The 18,505-nt window shown below is 52.4% G+C and carries 16 protein-coding genes and 2 pseudogenes; 10 read left to right on the top strand and 8 right to left on the bottom strand.

The features are described 5' to 3' along the window. Nucleotides 1-76: 76 nt before the first annotated feature. Nucleotides 77-877 (top strand): prolipoprotein diacylglyceryl transferase, encoded by an 801-nt coding sequence (lgt, locus tag BCA33_RS01440; protein WP_071263055.1) that lies wholly within the window; start codon nucleotides 77-79, stop codon nucleotides 875-877. 377 nt (nucleotides 878-1,254) lie between these two features. Here the strand turns inward: lgt and BCA33_RS22635 are convergent. After that, nucleotides 1,255-1,365: pseudogene (locus BCA33_RS22635) on the bottom strand (hypothetical protein); the annotation flags it as partial. Nucleotides 1,366-1,680: 315 nt separating this feature from the next. On the opposite strand from BCA33_RS22635, the gene BCA33_RS01430 reads away from it, so the two are divergent. The 6 genes from BCA33_RS01430 to BCA33_RS01405 all read left to right on the top strand — a co-directional run bounded on the left by BCA33_RS01430 (nucleotide 1,681) and on the right by BCA33_RS01405 (nucleotide 8,650). Next, nucleotides 1,681-2,139, top strand: coding sequence for an ATPase (locus tag BCA33_RS01430; protein ID WP_071263052.1), 459 nt, complete (start codon nucleotides 1,681-1,683; stop codon nucleotides 2,137-2,139). A 48-nt stretch (nucleotides 2,140-2,187) separates the two neighbouring features. Continuing rightward, complete coding sequence (locus BCA33_RS01425) at nucleotides 2,188-2,760, top strand: hypothetical protein (RefSeq protein WP_071263050.1); 573 nt, start codon at nucleotides 2,188-2,190, stop codon at nucleotides 2,758-2,760. Further along, on the top strand, nucleotides 2,753-3,418 hold the full coding sequence (locus BCA33_RS01420) for an isoprenylcysteine carboxylmethyltransferase family protein (RefSeq protein WP_071263049.1): 666 nt from the start codon (nucleotides 2,753-2,755) through the stop codon (nucleotides 3,416-3,418). The genes BCA33_RS01425 and BCA33_RS01420 overlap by 8 nt, the downstream gene beginning before the upstream one ends. 99 nt (nucleotides 3,419-3,517) lie before the next feature. Further along, complete coding sequence (locus tag BCA33_RS01415; RefSeq protein ID WP_254774095.1) at nucleotides 3,518-5,896, top strand: copper-translocating P-type ATPase; 2,379 nt, start codon at nucleotides 3,518-3,520, stop codon at nucleotides 5,894-5,896. 142 nt (nucleotides 5,897-6,038) lie between these two features. Next, entirely contained in the window at nucleotides 6,039-7,622 is a 1,584-nt protein-coding gene (locus BCA33_RS01410; protein WP_071263047.1) for a BCCT family transporter, read from the top strand. 299 nt (nucleotides 7,623-7,921) lie between these two features. Next, complete coding sequence (locus BCA33_RS01405) at nucleotides 7,922-8,650, top strand: TorF family putative porin (RefSeq protein ID WP_071263046.1); 729 nt, start codon at nucleotides 7,922-7,924, stop codon at nucleotides 8,648-8,650. 116 nt (nucleotides 8,651-8,766) lie between these two features. Here the strand turns inward: BCA33_RS01405 and BCA33_RS01400 are convergent, their stop codons facing one another. Further along, nucleotides 8,767-9,246 (bottom strand): efflux RND transporter permease subunit, encoded by a 480-nt coding sequence (locus tag BCA33_RS01400; RefSeq protein ID WP_071263045.1) that lies wholly within the window; start codon nucleotides 9,244-9,246, stop codon nucleotides 8,767-8,769. A gap of 132 nt (nucleotides 9,247-9,378) precedes the next feature. Between BCA33_RS01400 and BCA33_RS01395 the strand changes: the two genes are divergently transcribed. Next, the gene (locus tag BCA33_RS01395; protein WP_071263044.1) at nucleotides 9,379-10,464 is read left to right on the top strand and encodes an OprO/OprP family phosphate-selective porin; all 1,086 of its coding nucleotides are present in this window, start codon (nucleotides 9,379-9,381) and stop codon (nucleotides 10,462-10,464) included. 301 nt (nucleotides 10,465-10,765) lie between these two features. Here the strand turns inward: BCA33_RS01395 and BCA33_RS01390 are convergent, their stop codons facing one another. Next, on the bottom strand, nucleotides 10,766-12,949 hold the full coding sequence (locus tag BCA33_RS01390) for a TonB-dependent receptor (protein ID WP_071263043.1): 2,184 nt from the start codon (nucleotides 12,947-12,949) through the stop codon (nucleotides 10,766-10,768). A gap of 346 nt (nucleotides 12,950-13,295) precedes the next feature. On the opposite strand from BCA33_RS01390, the gene BCA33_RS01385 reads away from it, so the two are divergent. Beyond that, on the top strand, nucleotides 13,296-15,113 hold the full coding sequence (locus BCA33_RS01385) for a copper resistance system multicopper oxidase (RefSeq protein WP_083394597.1): 1,818 nt from the start codon (nucleotides 13,296-13,298) through the stop codon (nucleotides 15,111-15,113). Nucleotides 15,114-15,134: 21 nt separating this feature from the next. Further along, nucleotides 15,135-15,901, top strand: a pseudogene (locus BCA33_RS01380) (copper resistance protein B). A gap of 58 nt (nucleotides 15,902-15,959) precedes the next feature. On the opposite strand, the gene BCA33_RS21090 reads toward BCA33_RS01380, so the two are convergent. The 5 genes from BCA33_RS21090 to BCA33_RS01360 form a co-directional block, all read right to left on the bottom strand. Next, on the bottom strand, nucleotides 15,960-16,115 hold the full coding sequence (locus BCA33_RS21090; protein WP_254774094.1) for a hypothetical protein: 156 nt from the start codon (nucleotides 16,113-16,115) through the stop codon (nucleotides 15,960-15,962). Next, nucleotides 16,112-17,251: a hypothetical protein gene (locus BCA33_RS01375; RefSeq protein ID WP_254774093.1), complete on the bottom strand. Its 1,140-nt coding sequence runs from the start codon at nucleotides 17,249-17,251 to the stop codon at nucleotides 16,112-16,114. Before BCA33_RS01375 ends, BCA33_RS21090 begins: the two co-directional genes overlap by 4 nt. A 9-nt stretch (nucleotides 17,252-17,260) precedes the next feature. Continuing rightward, a complete protein-coding gene (locus BCA33_RS20415) occupies nucleotides 17,261-17,560 on the bottom strand; it encodes a hypothetical protein (RefSeq protein ID WP_175469668.1) in 300 nt (99 codons plus the stop codon). A gap of 31 nt (nucleotides 17,561-17,591) precedes the next feature. Beyond that, nucleotides 17,592-17,807, bottom strand: a complete 216-nt coding sequence (locus BCA33_RS01365) for a hypothetical protein (RefSeq protein ID WP_071263038.1) — start codon at nucleotides 17,805-17,807, stop codon at nucleotides 17,592-17,594. Between the two features lie 153 nt (nucleotides 17,808-17,960). Next, nucleotides 17,961-18,290 carry a hypothetical protein gene (locus BCA33_RS01360; RefSeq protein ID WP_071263036.1) on the bottom strand — a complete coding sequence of 110 codons (330 nt, stop codon included), beginning with the start codon at nucleotides 18,288-18,290 and terminating at the stop codon, nucleotides 17,961-17,963. Between the last annotated feature and the right edge of the window lie 215 nt (nucleotides 18,291-18,505).

The raw sequence follows: 18,505 nt of genomic DNA, 5'->3' as shown, positions 1-18,505 counted from the left end.
GGCTGAGTTGACTCTGATAAAATGTAATGCCTCTGCCACCCAAAGATCCATTTTACGTACTGGAATCTGATAACCAATGCTCAACTATCCAAAAATCGATCCGATTGCGATTTCATTGGGCCCGTTGCAAATCCATTGGTACGGCCTGATGTACCTGGTTGGCTTTCTGACTGCCTGGTGGCTGGGCCGTCGCCGGGCTCATCAATTAGGGTTGAGTACTGATGCAGTCGAAACGCTGATTTTCTACTGCGTAATGGGCGTCATACTGGGAGGCCGCCTGGGGTATGCGCTGTTCTACGGCTTAGATAAGTTGGCCGACAATCCGCTTTGGTTATTCAAAATCTGGGAAGGCGGCATGAGTTTTCATGGGGGCTTTGTTGGGGTATTGGTCGCGGCTTTGGTTTTCGCCCGCAAGCAAAACTTACATTTTTTTCGGCTCACGGACTTTATCGCACCACTGGTGCCGATTGGCCTGGGGGCAGGGCGCATCGGCAACTTTATCAATTACGAGCTTCCGGGGCGAGCCAGCGATGTACCTTGGGCCATGGTGTTCCCGAATATGGGGCTGGCGCCACGCCACCCGTCGTCACTGTATGAGTTTGCACTGGAAGGTGTCGTGTTGTTCGGTGTGCTGTGGTGGTTCTCGATCCATCCTCGCCGAAATGGAACAACGTCCGGCCTGTTCTTGTTGCTATACGGGGTTTTCCGTTTTTCTGTCGAGTTTGTTCGACTCCCCGACTCGCAACTGGGATTCATTGCCTTTGGCTGGATGACCATGGGGCAGTTGTTAACTCTGCCAATGATCCTTGGTGGACTTGCCTTGATTGGTTGGTCGAGATACCAGCCCCTTAACATTGCCTGTGCGGCCAAAGCCTAATGGGAGTGCCGGTTCTGCGTTTTCGATGAGCTCACCGTAAAAAGCCCGGGCTGCCCATTGTGCGGGTGCTGAATCCGTTTTTTCCGTTGTCAGAACACAGACACCGACGCTCGGCGCGCGGCGAGGATAAGTTGCTTGCGCAAGCCCCGATCAGGAACAAAATATGGCGTCACAAGCAAATACTCTTTGCGGCAGTGGCCAGCTGGTCTTTGATGGTACACCGTAACTGGATACGGCACCTGCGCGACGTATTGGGAATAATCCGGCTGTCACCCTCATCTTGGGCATGTGGTGCCCAGTCCAGGTGACTGCACCAAAAAGCGTCAAACAGAACCTCAGCCTCTGCGGCCAGAATCCCGCCAAAGCAAATGTGCGCATCACGCCACCCACCGTGTTGGGCCGTAGAACTGTTGGGAACCTTCACGATGAATGTTGAAGCCTCCGAGATACGCCGTTTGGCCATCCACTACCAACAATTTACGATGATCACGACGTCATCGTGGATGTTCACCAGGATTTTTTGCATTTTCTTACACGTCGGCTTGGTTGTGAAGATGAGGCAGCCGGTCGTCGGCTGGCGCTAAGATATTGGATTTTTTGGCTATTTAGCATTTTTAAAAAGTGATTGTGACTCTATTTTGATTTACATCAAATCGGCAGCGTTAGAATCAATGTTTTCACTGTTCCGCTCCCGGTTTTCAGGTTGATTTCAGTTGCTCAGGGTTTACTGGTTTCTGGGAGCGCGACTCGAGCCCATAACGTAAAAGTCAAACGTCTATCAAAGGTAAGGAAGGTAAACCGGAATGGATATTAAAACGTTTAGAGAGCTGATTGGCTGGACACGAGATCTGCACGCACACCTGGCACGCTACCTTTCCCACTGTTCGACACGGAACGAAGAAGAACGGGCCCGGGCGCTTCTGGACTATCTGGCAACTCGCGAATCTGAAATTGAACGTATTGTGAACGAGTTTGAACACCAGGCAGACACCAACGCTTTGGAAACAAGGGTTTATGACTATCTGTCTCATCACCCCATTAAAACTCACCGGACTTGTGATGAGCCCTATGCAAAGCTTGATTTCAACGGTATCTGTCGGGAGGTATTTGACTTTCACGATCAGATTATTGATCTCTACCAGACATTGACTGAAAAGGCCGAGATCCCTAAAGCCAGGGAACTGCTGGAGTCACTATTGACGATGGAGAAAAATGAATCCAAGCGTCTGGCTCGTCAGATTGGCAGGATGGATGATCTCTGATTATTACGTTACGCAGCAGTTGTGTCCGGCCATTGTGATCGAGGGATTATGGAGTCTTCAAACCGGTTAAAAACGCTAGGTCAGATCTGGGCCATAACGATTCCCAAAGGCCGGTTGCCAGCAGCACTGGATAGCCGTCAGGCCGAGCAGTCAGTAAGAGACGGAGCTGTTGCTCTTAGCGAAGGTAATGACGTGCAGTTAGTCGCCGTGGGTGCCTATCAACGGCAGGTTTGTGAGGCGGTGGCCGACGATCTAAGCCAGAAAGGCATTTCATGCGGAATTGTCTGTCTGCTGGAACCGGGGCGTTTCCGCGATCCTCGGGATGTGGTGGAGGCAGAACATCAGTCATCCAGCCACATCAGAGGGGCGCTATTCCCCAGCGACATAAAGCTGCGGGTGTTTGTGTGCCATATGCGCCCGGAAACCCTGTTGGGGGTTTGCAGGCCCCTGGATCTGGGGCGAGATCGTACACTGGCTTTTCGTTACACCAATCATGGGAGGACGCTCGATACCGCAGGCCTGCTGATGGCCAACGGTAGTGATCCTCAATCGGTCAGTCAGGCCATCGTGTCACGGCTGGGTAGCCTCGTCTGTAATACAGGTAGATCAAATCATGAATGAATCTTTCAATCACGCTGGAGCCTGGGGCCTCACACTGATCGTTATCGTATTAGTGTCCTGGTTCTTTTATCGTTATTTCGCGCCGAAGAACTGGCGGGAGTGGGCAGGTGCTGGGGTGGTGCAGGCCTTTATAATTGCACTCTATGCCGAAATGTACGGCTTTCCGCTCACCATCTATCTGTTGGTGCGCTTTTTCGGTCTGGACAGCGAATATATGAGTGCCAGCTTATGGTCGACTCTGGTAGGGCTCGGCGAAACCGGCATGATGATCTCAATGCTGCTTGGTTATGCACTTGCCTTTACCGGGATCGGACTTTTCATTCAGGGGTGGCGCCAGGTTCATAAGGCTCGCGGGGAAAATCGTCTGGTGACAGACGGGTTGTATGCGTACGTAAGACATCCGCAGTACACGGGGTTGTTCATCGCCCTGTTTGGCGAAGGCGTGGTGCATTGGCCAACGCTGTTCTCGATTGGCCTGTTTCCAGTCATTGTCCTTGTTTACACATGGTTGGCTCGACGCGAGGAGCAACAGGTGCTGAAGCAGTTTGGCGAAGAATACCGAGTCTATCAACAGCAGGTACCGATGTTCATTCCTCGCTGGGGCCAGTGGCGCCAACTCGCAGCTGCTTCGCGGGACAGGAGTGACAACGATATATAAGGTCCGGATCTACGCTCCGCTCGATCTGTTTGTCTCAGGCAAAAAATCTTAAACGTCAATTGCTCAATTGAAGATGATAATCAAAAGGATGGTCGAATTATGTCCTCAAAAAATAACACCGCCGGCTCCGGGGCGTCAGTGTCCAGCCCGGTCGCCACACAATACACCTGTCCGATGCACCCGGAAGTGGTCTCGGACGAGCCTGGGGATTGCCCAAAGTGTGGGATGCATCTTGTTCCATTAGAAGAGGTTGGTAGCACAGTGCATTCTGATCATGCTTGCCATCACCATTCTGGTAGCGACACCAAGGCGTCGGGCGATGACCTTAAGTACAACAAGGTGCCCGCCGGTTATGAGGGAACGGTCTACACCTGCCCCATGCACCCCCAAGTCCGCCAAGTCAAGCCCGGGGCCTGCCCGCTTTGTGGAATGGGATTGGAGGTTGAATCTGCCGCAGTGGGTGATGACGGCCCCAACCCGGAACTTATAGATTTCACTCGCCGTTTCTGGGTCGCACTGGTGTTTTCAATACCGTTGCTGATTCTGACCATGGCCCCGTTCGTCGGTATCATGGTAGTTCGCGATTTTTTTGGTGAGCGCATGTCGCAGTGGATTGAGTTGATCCTTGCGACACCGGTGATTCTCTGGTCGGGTTGGCCGTTCTTTACTCGTGGCTATAATTCGTTTCGAACCATGAATCTGAACATGTTTAGCCTGATTGGTATGGGCGTGGGTGCCGCCTATATTTTCAGCATTGTTGCAGTGCTGGCGCCGGGCATATTTCCGGCCGGTTTCCGCGGAGCGGGCGGTCACGTGGGAGTCTATTTTGAAGCGGCCGCCGTTATCGTCACGTTGGTTTTGCTGGGCCAGGTGATGGAACTTCGAGCCCGGGAAGGCACTGGAAAGGCCATCCGCGCTCTGCTCGATATGGCTGCCAAAACCGCACGACTGATCAAACCCGATGGTACCGAGGCAGAGGTTCCCCTTGAAGATGTACAAGTTGGCGACCACCTGCGTGTGCGCCCTGGCGATAAAGTGCCGGTAGACGGTGTGCTTGTGGAAGGCCGGTCGTCCATCGATGAATCGATGATTTCCGGCGAGCCGCTGCCCGTGGAAAAGGTAGCAGGTGAGAAGGTCACTGGCGCCACGATTAATGGTACGGGCAGCTTCGTCATGGAAGCCACTCGGGTGGGAGCGGATACCATGCTGAGCCAGATTGTCGAAATGGTCGCCAATGCCCAGCGGAGTCGGGCTCCGATCCAGAAGTTTGCGGACATGGTGGCCGGAAAATTCGTACCGGCCGTTATTGGGATCGCAGTGCTGTCTTTTATCGCCTGGGCCATTTGGGGACCAGCGCCGGCGTTGTCCTATGCACTGGTGTCCGCCGTTGCGGTGCTGATTATTGCCTGCCCATGCGCGTTGGGGCTCGCGACACCCATGTCGATCATGACTGCGACCGGCCGTGGTGCCCAACTGGGCGTGCTTATAAAAAACGCGGAAGCCCTGGAGCGTTTTGCCAAGGTTGATACGTTGATTGTCGATAAAACCGGTACCTTGACGGAGGGAAAACCCAAGCTCGTAGCCGTATTGCCAGAATCAAATCACGATGAGGCAGAGGTCCTGCGACTGGCGGCCACCCTGGAGAAGGGGTCTGAGCATCCTCTGGCTGAAGCGATTGTAGCTGGTGCCGAAGCGCGTAATGTCGCCCTCGGTAAAGCCGACGATTTTGAGGCCGTAACCGGGAAGGGCGTCAAAGGGGTAGTTGACGGCAAGCCGGTGGCATTGGGCAATGCCAGAATGCTGGAGGAGCTGGGGCTGGATGGTGGCCATTTGGTTGAGGTTGCCAACACCCGACGTGACGAAGGTGAAACGGTGATGTTTGTGGTATTGGATGGTGCGGTAGCCGGCCTCGTCAGCGTAGCTGACCCGGTTAAAGAAACAACTCCGGCAGCGCTGCGGGCGCTTCATGAACTGGGTTTCCGAATTATTATGGCAACCGGTGATAACGAGCGAACTGCTAAAGCTGTTGCCGCGAAGTTAGGCATCGATGAAATCCGAGCGGACGTCCTGCCAGAAGACAAGGCCCGCATCATCAAGGAACTGCAGGCCAAAGGCCACAAGGTGGCGATGGCCGGCGACGGAGTCAATGACGCCCCCGCGTTGGCTCAGGCGGATGTCGGTATCGCCATGGGGACAGGTGCAGACGTTGCCATTGAAAGTGCTGGATTTACGTTGGTGAAGGGAAATCTAGACGGGATTGTCCGGGCAAGGAAACTCTCCGTTGCAACGATGCGCAACATCAAGCAAAACCTGTTTTTTGCATTGGTGTACAACGGGGCAGGGGTTCCCATCGCTGCGGGTGTGCTCTATCCCTTTACCGGTATTCTGATAGGCCCGATTTTCGCGGCTTTTGCAATGAGTGCGTCTTCCCTCTCTGTGGTGATGAACGCCTTACGATTACGGCGCGAGAAAATCTAGGAAGGGTGTAATCGTGCAAGGTCGCTCCGGCGAGATAATGCTCATGAGTTTAAAGGCGCATTATTTCGCCGTTGCATTGCGGACATAATTTTTACGAACATCGCTATTGGTAGGAAAAAACTTAAAAAACGGAATAATCCTTATGCAGAAGTTGACCGACGCCAGCCATCCAGTGATGCCCATTCTCCCTTCACTGCTCAGCATTACTATAATTGGATTGACCCTTGTCGGGGCTCTTATCTGGCAATCCGAATTTGCGAGTGCACTGGCGTATATTTCCTCGGCTGTGGATGGCTTGCTGCGATGGTGGTACGTCGCACTGGTTGCATTTCTGACCGCCTTTGTACTTTGGCTGGGACTCGGGCGCTACAAAAATGTGCGTCTTGGCAAAGACGATGAACAACCGGAGTACCAGCTTTTCCCCTGGCTAGCCATGCTGTTTGCCGCCGGCACCGGTGTTGGGCTGCTCTTTTGGAGCATTGCAGAGCCAATTATGCACTTCCAGGGAAATCCTTTTAGCCCAGAGGGTCTGACTCCCGCGGCGGCGTCGACAGCAATTCAACTGTCTTTTTTTCATTGGGGCCTGAACGGATGGTCAATTTTCGCAGTGGTGGCAATTACGTTCGGATATTTTAGTTATCGGCATGACCTACCCCTGGCTCCAAGATCCGCTTTGTACCCATTTATCGGCAAGAGAATCTTTGGTTTCTGGGGGCATATGGTCGATACGCTTTCTGTTTTTGCCACCGTTTTTGGTCTGGCAACAACGCTGGGACTGGGTGCCCGCCAAACCGGAACCGGGCTTAAGTGGCTGTTCTCTATCGAAGCCTCCCTTTGGTTAGAGTTGGCAGTGGTTGCCGTGGTTACTTTGATCGCGACGATTTCGGTGGTGTCCGGGGTGAGGAGAGGCGTAAAGGTATTGAGCGAGCTGAATCTCTTGCTAACGCTGGTTTTACTTGCTGCTTTTATGGTGATTGGTCCCTTTGACTATATGGCAGGGTTGTTCGTGCAGGAAATCGGCGGTTACCTGGACAACCTGTTGCTCATGACATTTTATGTTGGCGCTAATGAACCAGGAAGCTGGCAGTCGACCTGGACCGTGTTTTTCTGGGGGTGGTGGTTGGCTTGGTCGCCATTCGTGGGCCTGTTTATTGCCCGAATTTCCCGCGGACGCACCCTGAGAGAGTTTGTATTTGGGGTTCTCCTGCTGCCGACGCTGATAACCTTTGTATGGATTTCGGTGATGGGGGGAACCGCGCTTCACAGCGAACTCTTTAGTGGCGGCGGCATTGTCGATGCAGTCAATAAAGATGTCGCTTATGCGCTTTTTGCGACGATTGAGCATCTGCAAACGTCCGATTCGGTGCAGTTTGTTATGGGCTTCGTCGCGACGCTACTTATCAGCGTTTACTTTGTAACATCGGCGGATTCCGGGGCATTAGTGATCAATATTATCCTATCTGGAGGGCAACTTGAGCCCCCCAAAGTAGCAAGAGCAGGCTGGGCCATTGGCAATGGTGTGCTGACGGCCGTGTTACTGGTGGCAGGTGGCATCGCCGTCCTTCAGGATGCGGTCATACTTGCGGCTTTGCCATTTTCGCTGGTTATTGTGGTTATGGTGGCAGGCCTGTTGAAGGCGTTACGAAGTGAGCCATTGGCGGCACCCAGAGAGGGCTGTAAGTACAGTCGGGCTGATGAACCATGGACGGGGGCAGATGATGCATGAACATGGCCTGGCATGCACTCAATGTAACTTCGTTATCTAGTCCTCATCTTTCTGATATAAAACGCATTGCTACCTGCGTTTTATATGTGCTGCTTAATCTGGCGGCAGGCTTGCCCTGAAATGGGAAGTGTTTCTCCTTGGCAGTGAAGTTTTGCGCCATTATTGGGCCTCTTTAATTTCCGCGTCATGCATATTTTTCATGAAATAGCATAACGTAATGATATTTAAAGGCTAATTTGTTATGGCAAGGTGTTTGCATCTTTGATGGTCAGGAAAACTGAAACCAAAAGGTGGAAATCATGAAGAAGCAAACTTTGACAAGATCTGGACTTTTCGGCATTGGTTTGTCCGCTGCGCTTCTGGTGGCACCCTCTGTGGCCAGCGCGGACATGAGCGCCAATGTGAGTGCCGGCAGCAATTATCTTTTCCGAGGGGTAACCCAGACCGACGGCGCGACGGCTGTTCAGGGTGGTTTGGACTACGAGCACTCGTCAGGTTTTTACGCGGGTACCTGGGGGTCTAATGTGGATTTCGGTGATGGAACCAGTTATGAGCTTGATCTCTATGCTGGCTATTCTGGCGCCGTTGATGATCTCGGCTATGATTTCGGATATGTCTACTACGCGTACCCGGATGCGCCCGATTCAATTGATTTTGGCGAGATTTATGGTGAGCTGAGCTATGGAATCGGGTCGGTTGGTCTGGCCTATACAACAAACAGTGATGTAAGTGGTGAAGGGCTGTTTGTACAGGGCGATATCTACTATTACGCAGCCGTTGAGGTGCCGCTTGAGAATAATTTCAGCGCCGGGCTTTTGGTTGGTTACTACGACTTCACGGATGATAAGAAAGGGTCCGTGGGCGAGGCCAGCTACGGTCACGCTGCGGCCAGTGTCACGAAGGACGCCGGCGATTTTGGGTCCTTTAGCGTTAATTTGGAGTATGCAGACATCGAGTCAGGTGATGCGCTTGGCTCCGTTAATTCGGATGACCCCAAGTTTTGGCTCGGTTGGAGTAAAAGTTTCTAATCAACGAAGCATCTACTGCTAACCTGCATCAAATGTAAAGCAGGCCGGCCCTGTTCAAAGGGGCGGCCTGTTCCGGCGAGGGTGCCTGTGACTTGGCTATACAATCCACGAGCACTTCAAAAGAGAGGCTGGATAACTTTCCGCACCAGGTCAAACCGGGTATCCGTTGATTCACCCAGCGGTTTCTGTATCACCATAGTCGCCACCACATTAACTGGCTCCGGATCACCACCGATTTCGGCGCGCCCAACACGGGCATAGCTGCCGGTAATTTCCGGAAAATCACCGAGCACCTCCTGAATTCGTTTGCTATAGCTGATCGCGGAGTCCAGGCCTGCGCCAGGCGGTAATGTTGAACGAATCTGGAAGGTGCCTTCCCGCCGAGTGGGTACGAACTCACTGCCCAAAAAGGGAAACAGCGTCAGGCTCCCCAAAAACACCATATGGGCTATCCCCATCATCAGTTTGGGTGTTTTGACAGCAGTTCGCAGGACCGGCCGATACACCGCACTCAACCAGCCGATCAGGCGGGGCTCCTTGTGCTTGATGCCCATCCAGATACCTTCGGCTATATTTTCTACTGTTTGATCAAACACGGGCTGTTCTACTGAGTGGGTCCACCTCACGTAACGACATTGATTTCTTGTAATTTTGTTGTAATGTTATCTGGGTAGGCTTACCTCGGTTCTTCAAAGAACACAACCGAACTGACAAGGTAAGAGAAAACTATGAGTAAGAAATATTTGAGCTTGGCGTTGGCGATTTCTACTGTTTCTGTTGCACACGCAGGTACCGTTACGACTGACGGGGAGGATTTGGTGATCAATACCGACAGTGGTATTGAGGTCAAAAGGTCTGATGGTTCGGCGTCCTTTCAACTTGGTGGCCGTATTCAATGGGATTACGACGCCACGCAATCAGATGACAACGGCGTTGATACGAAGGATTTTGATGTACGGCGGGCGCGCTTATACGTCAAAGGCCATTATGGCGACTGGGCCTACAAGACTCAGTTTAACGTAGCGGAGAGTGAGGGTGCCGACGGCGGTGACGTCGAAGACCTTTACATTCGGTATCTCGGATTTGGCTCAGCAGCAAGCGTCACCATTGGTAAGCAAAAAGAGCCTTTTGGCTTGGAAGCGTTAACGAGTTCGAAAGACATTTCTGCGCTTGAGCGTTCTGCCATGACTGAGCGCTATGCTCCCGGGCGCAGTGGCGGTATTCAGTTAAGTGGGAAAGGGCGTAACTGGACCTACGGTGTCGGTTATTTTGAAGCGGATGGTGACGGCAGCAATGACTTCAACAATACGGCGATAACGGCTCGGGGTACTTTTGCGCCTATTCTGACGAAGGATGCCGTTGTTCATCTTGGTGTAGGTTATACCACGCGGGATGCAGATGTTCAGGTTGATGAGGTCGATACCTATAATCTGGAATTGGCGGGTCGTATGGGGCCCTTCCATGCTCAGGCCGAATACTTCGATTCCGAGGAAGGCCAGCTTGATGTCGATGGCTACTACGTGCAGCTCGGCTGGGTCATTACCGGGGAAAGTCGCCCATACAAAGCGGGCGTGTTTAAGCGCGTGAAGCCGTCGTCGCCCAAAGGTGCCTGGGAGGTGATCGCCCGCTTTGAGGATGGTGATGGAAAGTACAGTGACGTGGGGCTGGCCACAACCGACGGCGAGCAGACGACGCTGGGTGTCAACTACTACGCCAATAAGAATGTTCGACTCGGTTTGAGCTATATGGATGGCGAAGAAGCCAATGGCGCAAGTGGCGATGAGGTTCGTGCGCGGTTCCAGTATGCGTTTTAACAATGCATGGTTCTTGATTTTGCCCGTAATTAGCTTGAGCTCAATGACAAACAGCGTTGTTGTATGAATGTTAATCTGATAATTCAGTCTGGATTCAGTCTGGCCTGCTAATCTTTGTGACGAGTTAGAGAGTTAGTTAGGTGTTTAGGGCAGATATTTCTGCCCTTTTTTTGTTTGCGTTGTTAAGCCGACAAACCCGACTACCTGAGAAATAGTGGCGACACCTCAACCGGAGACTTTGCCCGTGCGAGCAAGATCTCCTCAGGCGTCCATCTCTGCTGACTGGTTCTTTTTGTTGGACTCAGAAGTCAACACTGAAGCCAACTGACGCCAAACGAGGCAAGTTGGGCCTTGCGCCATCCGGTGACCGGGAGACAATGTTTTGATTGTCGAATACATTGTCCAGCTTGGCGAAAACTCGCGCGCCGTCGGCAACCGCGTAGCTTCCCGACAGATCCACTACTGTGAGAGCTTCGGTCTCACTGAAGGTATTATCACCACCGCGCTTGCAGGTATTGTCGATGCACATGCTGTCGACGTAGGTGACGTTGACATACACATCCCATTGATTGCCCCGCTTCAATCCAGCGCGAAGGTTAACTGTGTTCTCTGGCAGATAGACAAGGTTATCGCCTTTACGTACGTTTCCGCTGTCACTGTCCTTGGTCACTTCAGCATCGGTATACGTCCAGGTTGCTTCGAGTGGAACGCTCAAGCCGTTGGGTAGTGTGAAGACATGGCCAGCCAGTGCCTCAATGCCCTGGATGCGTGATTCGCCCTGGCTCACACTGCCGGTATCTTGGCCACCGGCACAAGGCGTGGCGATCGTGCAGTTCTGAACCGTATTCTGATAGTCGCTGTAAAACCCGATTAACTCGTAGCGCCCGGCACCGCGGTTCAGGCGAGCACCCGCTTCATAGTTGATACTGATCTCTGGATCGACATCCGTGCCGCCAGCACCGGCGGGAACCATGCCGCGATGCACACCACTAAGCAGCGTTAACCCTGGGGTCAGCTCGTAGGTAACACCAATGCCTGGCAGTAACTCGCGGGTATCGTTACTGTCTCTGTCCTTGACTGTTAGGCGAGCTTCTTCATTATATCGTGTGCGCTTGGTTGTGATGTCTTCGTATCTCAGCAGGCCGGTCACTGCCAGTCGCTCGGTGACGGATACTCTGTCTGCTATGAAACTGCTCCATGCGTCGGCCTGTTCAAGCGCATTGTTGCTTCCATTGATACCAGTGCCTGAGGTCGTGGATACGTATTCCAAGGTTGGCCGACCATTGTTGATGATCTGATCAAAGGTATCGATTGGTTGGAAGCGATCGACTTCGTCTTCGTGATATCGGGTTCCAATCTCGACATTATGATCCATATCCGCCAGCGATGTGTTCCAGCCAACCTTGAAATCCAGGCCTTGAGACACGTACTCGCGGTTGTTGTTCTTGATTCTTAAACCGTTAATGTCAGCTTCACCCCGTAGCTGCTGCTGGGCCGCTGTATCACCATTGTTTGCGTCATCAACCAGTGCACCGAGGCCGTCGGTCTTGTACCAGTTGCGTTGAAACTCATTACGATAGACGGTTGTCGTCAATGTAAGGTCGCTGGTGAGCTCAGCCAGGTGTCGTGCCATATAACCGACGCGCTGGTTGTCCATGTTGTCGCGCTCAGACGCAAAGTAACGTTGGTCCGGATCGGATTGGAAATCGGCGTCTGTTAGCCCCAGATATGTCTCCAGGCTGAGCTCTTCACTGTAATCTACTTTCAGATCAAGCTGTTGATAGATGTCGGCGTTGGACGATGAGTTCAGTCTTAACTTGGCGACAAAATCCTGTTTGTCAAAACCGGTTTCACGGTCTGACTGGCGAATGTCTTTATAGCCGTCGGTTTCCTGCTGGTGGGTTTCGATCAGCCATCCGACCTGTTCGCTACTGGCGCCGTACCAAGCATGGATACGCTTACCGTTATCTTCGGCAATTTCGGCCGTTACATGTCCTTGAGCTTTGCTGGGAATGGGGGTTGAGCGTAGATTAATTGTGCCGCCGACCGTAGCAGGTCCGTAGCGCAATAGATCAGGCCCCTTGAGGACTTCAATACCGCTCATGCGGCCGAAGGAAGGAAAATAGTACGCTGAGGGGCCGGAGTAGGGAGCCGGGGCGAGAAGCACGCCGTCTTCCATTAACGTAACCTTGGAACTGCGGCCGGAGCCTGAGCCACGGATGCCGATGTTTGGTCTCAGTCCATATCCGTCCTCTTCCCGAATATAGACCCCGGGAACTTCCCGAGCGGCCCGCTGGATATCGGTGTACTTCATGTTTTCAAGATCGTCACTGGTTACCACGTGGGCAGAGCCCGGTAGTGCAGAGGCGGAAACTTCGTCGCCAATGATGACAAGCTCATCCAGTGTCCGCTCTTGTGCGTGAACTGGTATCGCGGTTGCTGCGATGGCTAGCGCGAGCAAATGTCTTGAAGATAAACGGTCCATATTGCGCCCTTAATGAATGTGGATAGGTACGCATTATTAACGATAATGATAACGATTACCAAGCGTATTTTATTATCGAATGGCGTCGCGTGTGAGGCCGCTGACTAAGTTACAGGCTCCGGCTGCGTTCTCAGTAATGAGTGCCTATTCCCTGTCTTGCATAAAGCGATAAACTCGTTTAATTTTTTAGATGCACGTCGGTTCAGTTTCATTTTAGGTTCAAAGCGTAGAGTGGGCGTTACTGGCCGACGTTAAGTGCCAGAGAGCAAATGGACCTTAATGTGGCCTGTCAGGTTGCAGCAACCCACCATAGGTGTTTCGATAAGGCGAAAAACAGGGGCTATGTATGAGTCAGAAAGATGTTGGTAGAAGGTTGTCCCGGCGGCGGCTAATCCAGGGTTCTGCCGCGATGGGGCTTCTCGCCGGTTTTGACAGCATGATGCCGGCTTTTGCCAGGGGGAGGCTGGATAATTCCAATGTTTATCATACCGTGCGAGACGGTGCTGATATCTACGATATGACGATTGCACGAACGCCACTCACTATTGGTTCGAGAGTCTCCTCGCAGCCCATCACCATCAACGGTACCTTGCCAGCACCGCTAGTCAGGCTCAAGCAAGGCCGCGATGCGATCATGCGGGTTACCAACAGGATGGATGAGCCAACGTCGATTCACTGGCACGGTGTGCTACTGCCATTTCAGATGGACGGTGTTCCAGGGGTCAGTTTTCCCGGCATCAAGCCGGGCGAAACCTTCGAGTACCGTTTTCCGGTCAAGCAGCACGGTACCTACTGGTACCACAGCCATTCCGGCTTTCAGGAGCAGCTTGGCCATTATGGGCCGATAATCATTGACCCTGCCGAACCCGAACCGGTCGCCTATGAGCGTGAATACGTGGTGGTGCTGTCTGACTGGACCTTCGATGCTCCCGGCGATGTATTTCGTAACCTCAAGGTGGCTGAAGGCTACTACAACTACAACCAACGCACCGTTGGTGATTTCTTCAAAGACGTAGAAAACATGGGCTGGGGTGCCGCGTGGAGCAAAGCCGACATGTGGGGCAAGATGCGCATGAGTCCCCGGGACATTCTCGATGTCACGGGTTCCGAATATACCTACTTGATGAATGGTTCGCCCTCGGCAACCAACTGGACGGGACTGTTCCGGCCAGGCGAAAAAATTCGCCTCAGATTCATCAACGCATCAGCCATGACTTTCTTTGATGTGCGTATTCCCGGGCTCCCAATGACGGTAATTTCCGCTGACGGCCAGCCCGTACGCCCGGTTGAGACCGATGAGTTTCGCATCGGTGTGGCTGAAACCTACGACGTTATTGTTGAGCCAACGGACATTGCTCATACCGTGTTTGCGCAGTCACAGGACCGATCCGGGTTTGTGCGTGGCACACTGGCCAGCCGCCAGGGCCTGGAGGCACCGGTGCCCCCCATGTACCCGAGAACTGAACGCGGTATGGCGGCCATGGGAATGGGCGCGATGGACATGAAGGGCAGCATGAAAATGGGCAGCGACATGGACACAGCCCACGGCCCAATGAAGATGAATGGCAATGGCGAAAAAATGACCAAAATGGATGCGCCGTCCGACACAGTGAGCCTGAGCGCTGTCCCGACCGCCGGGCGCCCAATATCCCATGGTCCGGACAATCACGGCCCCGGAGCGGCAATGGTGGCTTCTAAACCGCAATCGCGTCTGGATGATCCAGGCATTGGTTTTGAAACCGTGAATCATCGCATACTGACCTACTCGCAATTACAGGGTATTGATGGCTGGCCTGACAAACGTCCTGCGGAAAGGGAAGTGGAGCTCCACCTTACCGGCAACATGGAGCGCTATATGTGGTCCTTCGATGGCAAGAAATTCTCTGAAGTGGATGGCCCGGTCAAGTTTTATAATGGTGAGCGCTTACGGTTGATACTGGTCAACGATTCGATGATGGATCATCCGATCCACTTGCATGGTATGTGGATGGAGCTGGAGACTGGTGCGGGTGAGTACCGCCCACGTAAGCACACGATTTCTCTTAAACCCGGCGAGCGAGTGTCTGCCTTGATAACGGTAGATGCGCCTGGAGATTGGGCATTCCATTGCCATCTGCTCTATCACATGGAGGCAGGGATGTTTCGTGTCGTGTCGGTTGTCTAACGAGTTCAGGGTGTGATTATTATGATGATTCGAATAAAACAGGTTACGGGCATTTCTCTTTTCATGTTAGCAGCCGGGACCTCAGCCGCCGCTGGTACCGGTGTGCAAGCCGAACCGGACTGGGCGTTACCTGTTCACGACGACAAGGTCTTTGGTCAGATACTGGTTGATCGGCTGGAATATCAGCGAGACGGTAATGACGAGATCGCCCTGTGGGATGCCCAGGCCTGGCTTGGCAAGGATCGCAAACGGCTCTGGATAGAAACAGAGGCAAAACAGATCTGTCCACCGAGAGCGGCGAAATCGAAAACTTCGATGTTCAGTACAGTTATCGTTTGGATGCTTTTTGGGACATCCAGACTGGTCTGGGCGCGCAGTCGACCTTCGGTGCAGACCCTAACAGGGAGCGTTACTCGGCTATCATTGGCTTACAGGGGTTGGCGCCCTACTGGTTTGAGGTGGATACAAACCTCAGGGTTACCGACGACGGTGATGTATCGTACGACCTTGAGGCTGAATATGACTGGTTGCTGACGCAAAGGCTTATTCTTCAGGGCCGCGGGGAAACCCTGGTCGCATTCAGTGACGTAGAGGAGTGGGGAGTGGGCACCGGCATCAACAATATTGGCCTCGGACTTCGGCTGAGATACCAGTTTTCGCGGGAGTTCGCTCCTTATATCGGTGTTTCCTATACGCGCTACTTGGGTAATACCAAGGATCTTCGTGAACGCGGAGGCGAGGGCGTCGACGCCTCGAGTTTCGTGGCGGGTGTTCGGTGGTGGTTTTAGAACGTTTTCAAACCCGTCGAGAACTCGGCCTGATGCGCACCAACTGGGAGGCAAACATTTACACCTGAAACACCGGCGCGAAACCACCGCCAGGCGTGCGAAAGTTGGTGGTCTGACCTTGGTATACACGTGCAGCGGCAAGCAAACGTTTTCCCGCGTAGGTGTAAAGGCGAATGTCGACCTTTCTCGTGGTTACGGTGCCGTCAATTCTCATGGTTCGTTCTCCTGCAGGAACGAAGTTCTGCGCGATATAGTCACCCTGCAGAATGTTTCGAAAACGCGCCGGGTTAACTTGTTGCCACGGTAGACGCCCTTACTGCCATGGCCGGCAACCGGTTTGAAGAACAGTTGACGCCGGGCACTCCATAGCTCCGCCGCATCGTTTGCTGAAACCAGCCGGGTCTTGGGCACGGCCTTCTTCAGATACCCGGCCTCAGCTTCACTGAGTCCCCAGGCGCGCAGGGACGGGGGGTCGGATAGCAGGATCAAGTTTCGTTTGTCGGCCATGAGCGCGTGTACCCGGGGATTAGGTGTTACTACCACCGCGCCGTTGAGATAGGCGTGTCTTAACGCTTCATGCGCCGGGGCCTCCAGGGCAAAATCCACCAGCCGATTGTACACCATGTCTATGGGCTTACCCTGTGCTGTCAATGCGCCGTCGACATATTCAAGCTCAGACGGGTCGAGTATCAAGGTATCAATACCTCTGGCCTGGAGTAGCTGTTGGGCCAGTTGGAATTCGGGGAACATAAACTGGCTTCCCGGGGCATCGTCCACGATGGCCAGGTGGCCGGGCATCGAGCCAGTACGTTGCCTCTGCCATTCCTGTATGAACATGGCGAACACCGCATCCTCAAATCCATCCAGCGCCTGTTTGGTTTCTACGGTCTGTTGAGATGGGCCACAGCATGAATGTTGAGCCCGAGCCAGCACCGTGTTCAAAAACGCGCCGCCGGCATTGGTATTGATCTCGATCAACCGAGGGCCATCGGGACCCAAGTGAAAATCATAGCCCATGAACGCCCCTATGGGGCCTGGATTGAAATGTGCAATCTCCGGCGCCCAAGACAGAGCGTGTTCCTGATAGAGTGAAAGCTCGGCGGTTGATTCGATCGCCTGAACGATGCGTTCCATCGACTCAATATCAGCTCGGGGGACGAAAACCGGTGTGTTTGAAAAAAGGTGATGAAGTTCAGGAACCGCGGAGAGATCGTTTTCAGCACCTACAAATTGATTCCGGAGGCTCTCGGTGAGAGCTTTGTGGTCAAGGGTGACGCAGTAGCACTGCTGGTTAAGCTGGTCTGCGTAGGTATTGCTTGTTCGTTGGCATTCCTGGGTTACGTCTTGCACTTGGAGCTCTTAGTTAAGGCAGGTGTTTAGCAACTGTTTTCGGGCTTGTTTCAGCTTCATGTGTTGGACTGCCAGGTATTGACCACGCACGATCAGAACCCTTGCCAGCGTGACGGCAGGGGAGTTCGCTGACGTGACCAGGAATTTACTGGAGATGCAATGGTTTTTTAGTATCTCGCGTAAACCAGAAGCCTGGGCCGCTTCAAAGATTGCCAAAGAGAGAGCTGGTTCGGAGTGTGTACGGGATAAAATGATAAGCCACGCTTTTGCAAGCGTGGCTATAAATTTCCCTACAATATCAACGTTCATTGTGTTCGAGAGCATCGCCGCTCTGATGGTTTCAGTTTGCGGATTTTTGATGATTCTTTAATTCAGATTTGCTCATTTTCATGTGCATCTGTTTATGATGATCGCTCAAAGTCTTCGAATCTAAATGTTCGACTGTTTTGTTCGGATAGCTTCGAGCTTCATTTATTCTATCTGCCAAACCAGAATTGGCATATGCCATAGTAGAGAACAACGTTGTTACTGCTGCAGCGATAATAAATTTTTTCATGGTGAGCTCCTTGCGCCGAATTACGGAAAATACGACTGTAATTCAGTTTCGTTTCAGGTTGTTGTGTTGTACTACACTTTGCTAGGGGTGCTATCAGCGCAACATAGTTGCGCCAGATGCTCTCTAGCTTTGCGAGTTAATTTAGCCGCAGGGTTATCCTGCGGCGTTTTTCTGATTTCGCTCCACCGCTTGGTGGTATGCCTTTCCTGCTTTTGTTCCTATCATCATTCGCCGAGCTTCCATACCCTTTTCGGACAGGCCATTGATCGTCATTTCTTTGTGAAGACGCTGCATTTCCTTATTTTTTAGGATCTCTGTCTGCGTCGTTTCTTTGTCCATCCCGTTATGCATCGAGTTCATGTTTTTGTGCATTGAACTCATATCGCTGCTCATCGGAACGCCACTATTACTTTCATGCGAGTTGCCGGCAAAAACAGCTGAAGATAAAGTGATTGCTGCTAGGAATATAATTGGCTTTTTCATAGTCCACCTACAGGTTGGTTTGTTGATGATTTCATTTAAACACTCCTTCCTGAACTGGTCCTGAAATAGATAATAAAAAAATGTAATGTTTTTTGATATACATATCAGTAATTAAAAGTAATTTACTCAGATCAAAATCACATAATAAGCTGTAAAATTTCAGCCTGAGTTCAGATAACGATTTTAAGATTCTTCGCTACGCACCAATTTAGTAG

Origin of the sequence: Marinobacter sp. AC-23, from assembly GCF_001858325.1 — a bacterium.
Lineage (GTDB): Bacteria > Pseudomonadota > Gammaproteobacteria > Pseudomonadales > Oleiphilaceae > Marinobacter.
Note: the sequence above shows the minus strand (reverse complement) of the source record. Positions and strands in the feature narration are given on the sequence as shown.

Bases quoted from the DNA above. Each gene is read 5' to 3' on its own strand.
- lgt (WP_071263055.1), top strand. From the start codon at position 77: ATGCTCAACTATCCAAAAATCGATCCGATTGCGATTTCATTGGGCCCG.
- BCA33_RS01430 (WP_071263052.1), top strand. From the start codon at position 1,681: ATGGATATTAAAACGTTTAGAGAGCTGATTGGCTGGACACGAGATCTG.
- BCA33_RS01425 (WP_071263050.1), top strand. From the start codon at position 2,188: ATGGAGTCTTCAAACCGGTTAAAAACGCTAGGTCAGATCTGGGCCATA.
- BCA33_RS01420 (WP_071263049.1), top strand. From the start codon at position 2,753: ATGAATGAATCTTTCAATCACGCTGGAGCCTGGGGCCTCACACTGATC.
- BCA33_RS01415 (WP_254774095.1), top strand. From the start codon at position 3,518: ATGTCCTCAAAAAATAACACCGCCGGCTCCGGGGCGTCAGTGTCCAGC.
- BCA33_RS01410 (WP_071263047.1), top strand. From the start codon at position 6,039: ATGCAGAAGTTGACCGACGCCAGCCATCCAGTGATGCCCATTCTCCCT.
- BCA33_RS01405 (WP_071263046.1), top strand. From the start codon at position 7,922: ATGAAGAAGCAAACTTTGACAAGATCTGGACTTTTCGGCATTGGTTTG.
- BCA33_RS01395 (WP_071263044.1), top strand. From the start codon at position 9,379: ATGAGTAAGAAATATTTGAGCTTGGCGTTGGCGATTTCTACTGTTTCT.
- BCA33_RS01390 (WP_071263043.1), bottom strand. From the start codon at position 12,949: ATGGACCGTTTATCTTCAAGACATTTGCTCGCGCTAGCCATCGCAGCA.
- BCA33_RS01385 (WP_083394597.1), top strand. From the start codon at position 13,296: ATGAGTCAGAAAGATGTTGGTAGAAGGTTGTCCCGGCGGCGGCTAATC.
- BCA33_RS21090 (WP_254774094.1), bottom strand. From the start codon at position 16,115: ATGAGAATTGACGGCACCGTAACCACGAGAAAGGTCGACATTCGCCTT.
- BCA33_RS20415 (WP_175469668.1), bottom strand. From the start codon at position 17,560: ATGAACGTTGATATTGTAGGGAAATTTATAGCCACGCTTGCAAAAGCG.
- BCA33_RS01365 (WP_071263038.1), bottom strand. From the start codon at position 17,807: ATGAAAAAATTTATTATCGCTGCAGCAGTAACAACGTTGTTCTCTACT.
- BCA33_RS01360 (WP_071263036.1), bottom strand. From the start codon at position 18,290: ATGAAAAAGCCAATTATATTCCTAGCAGCAATCACTTTATCTTCAGCT.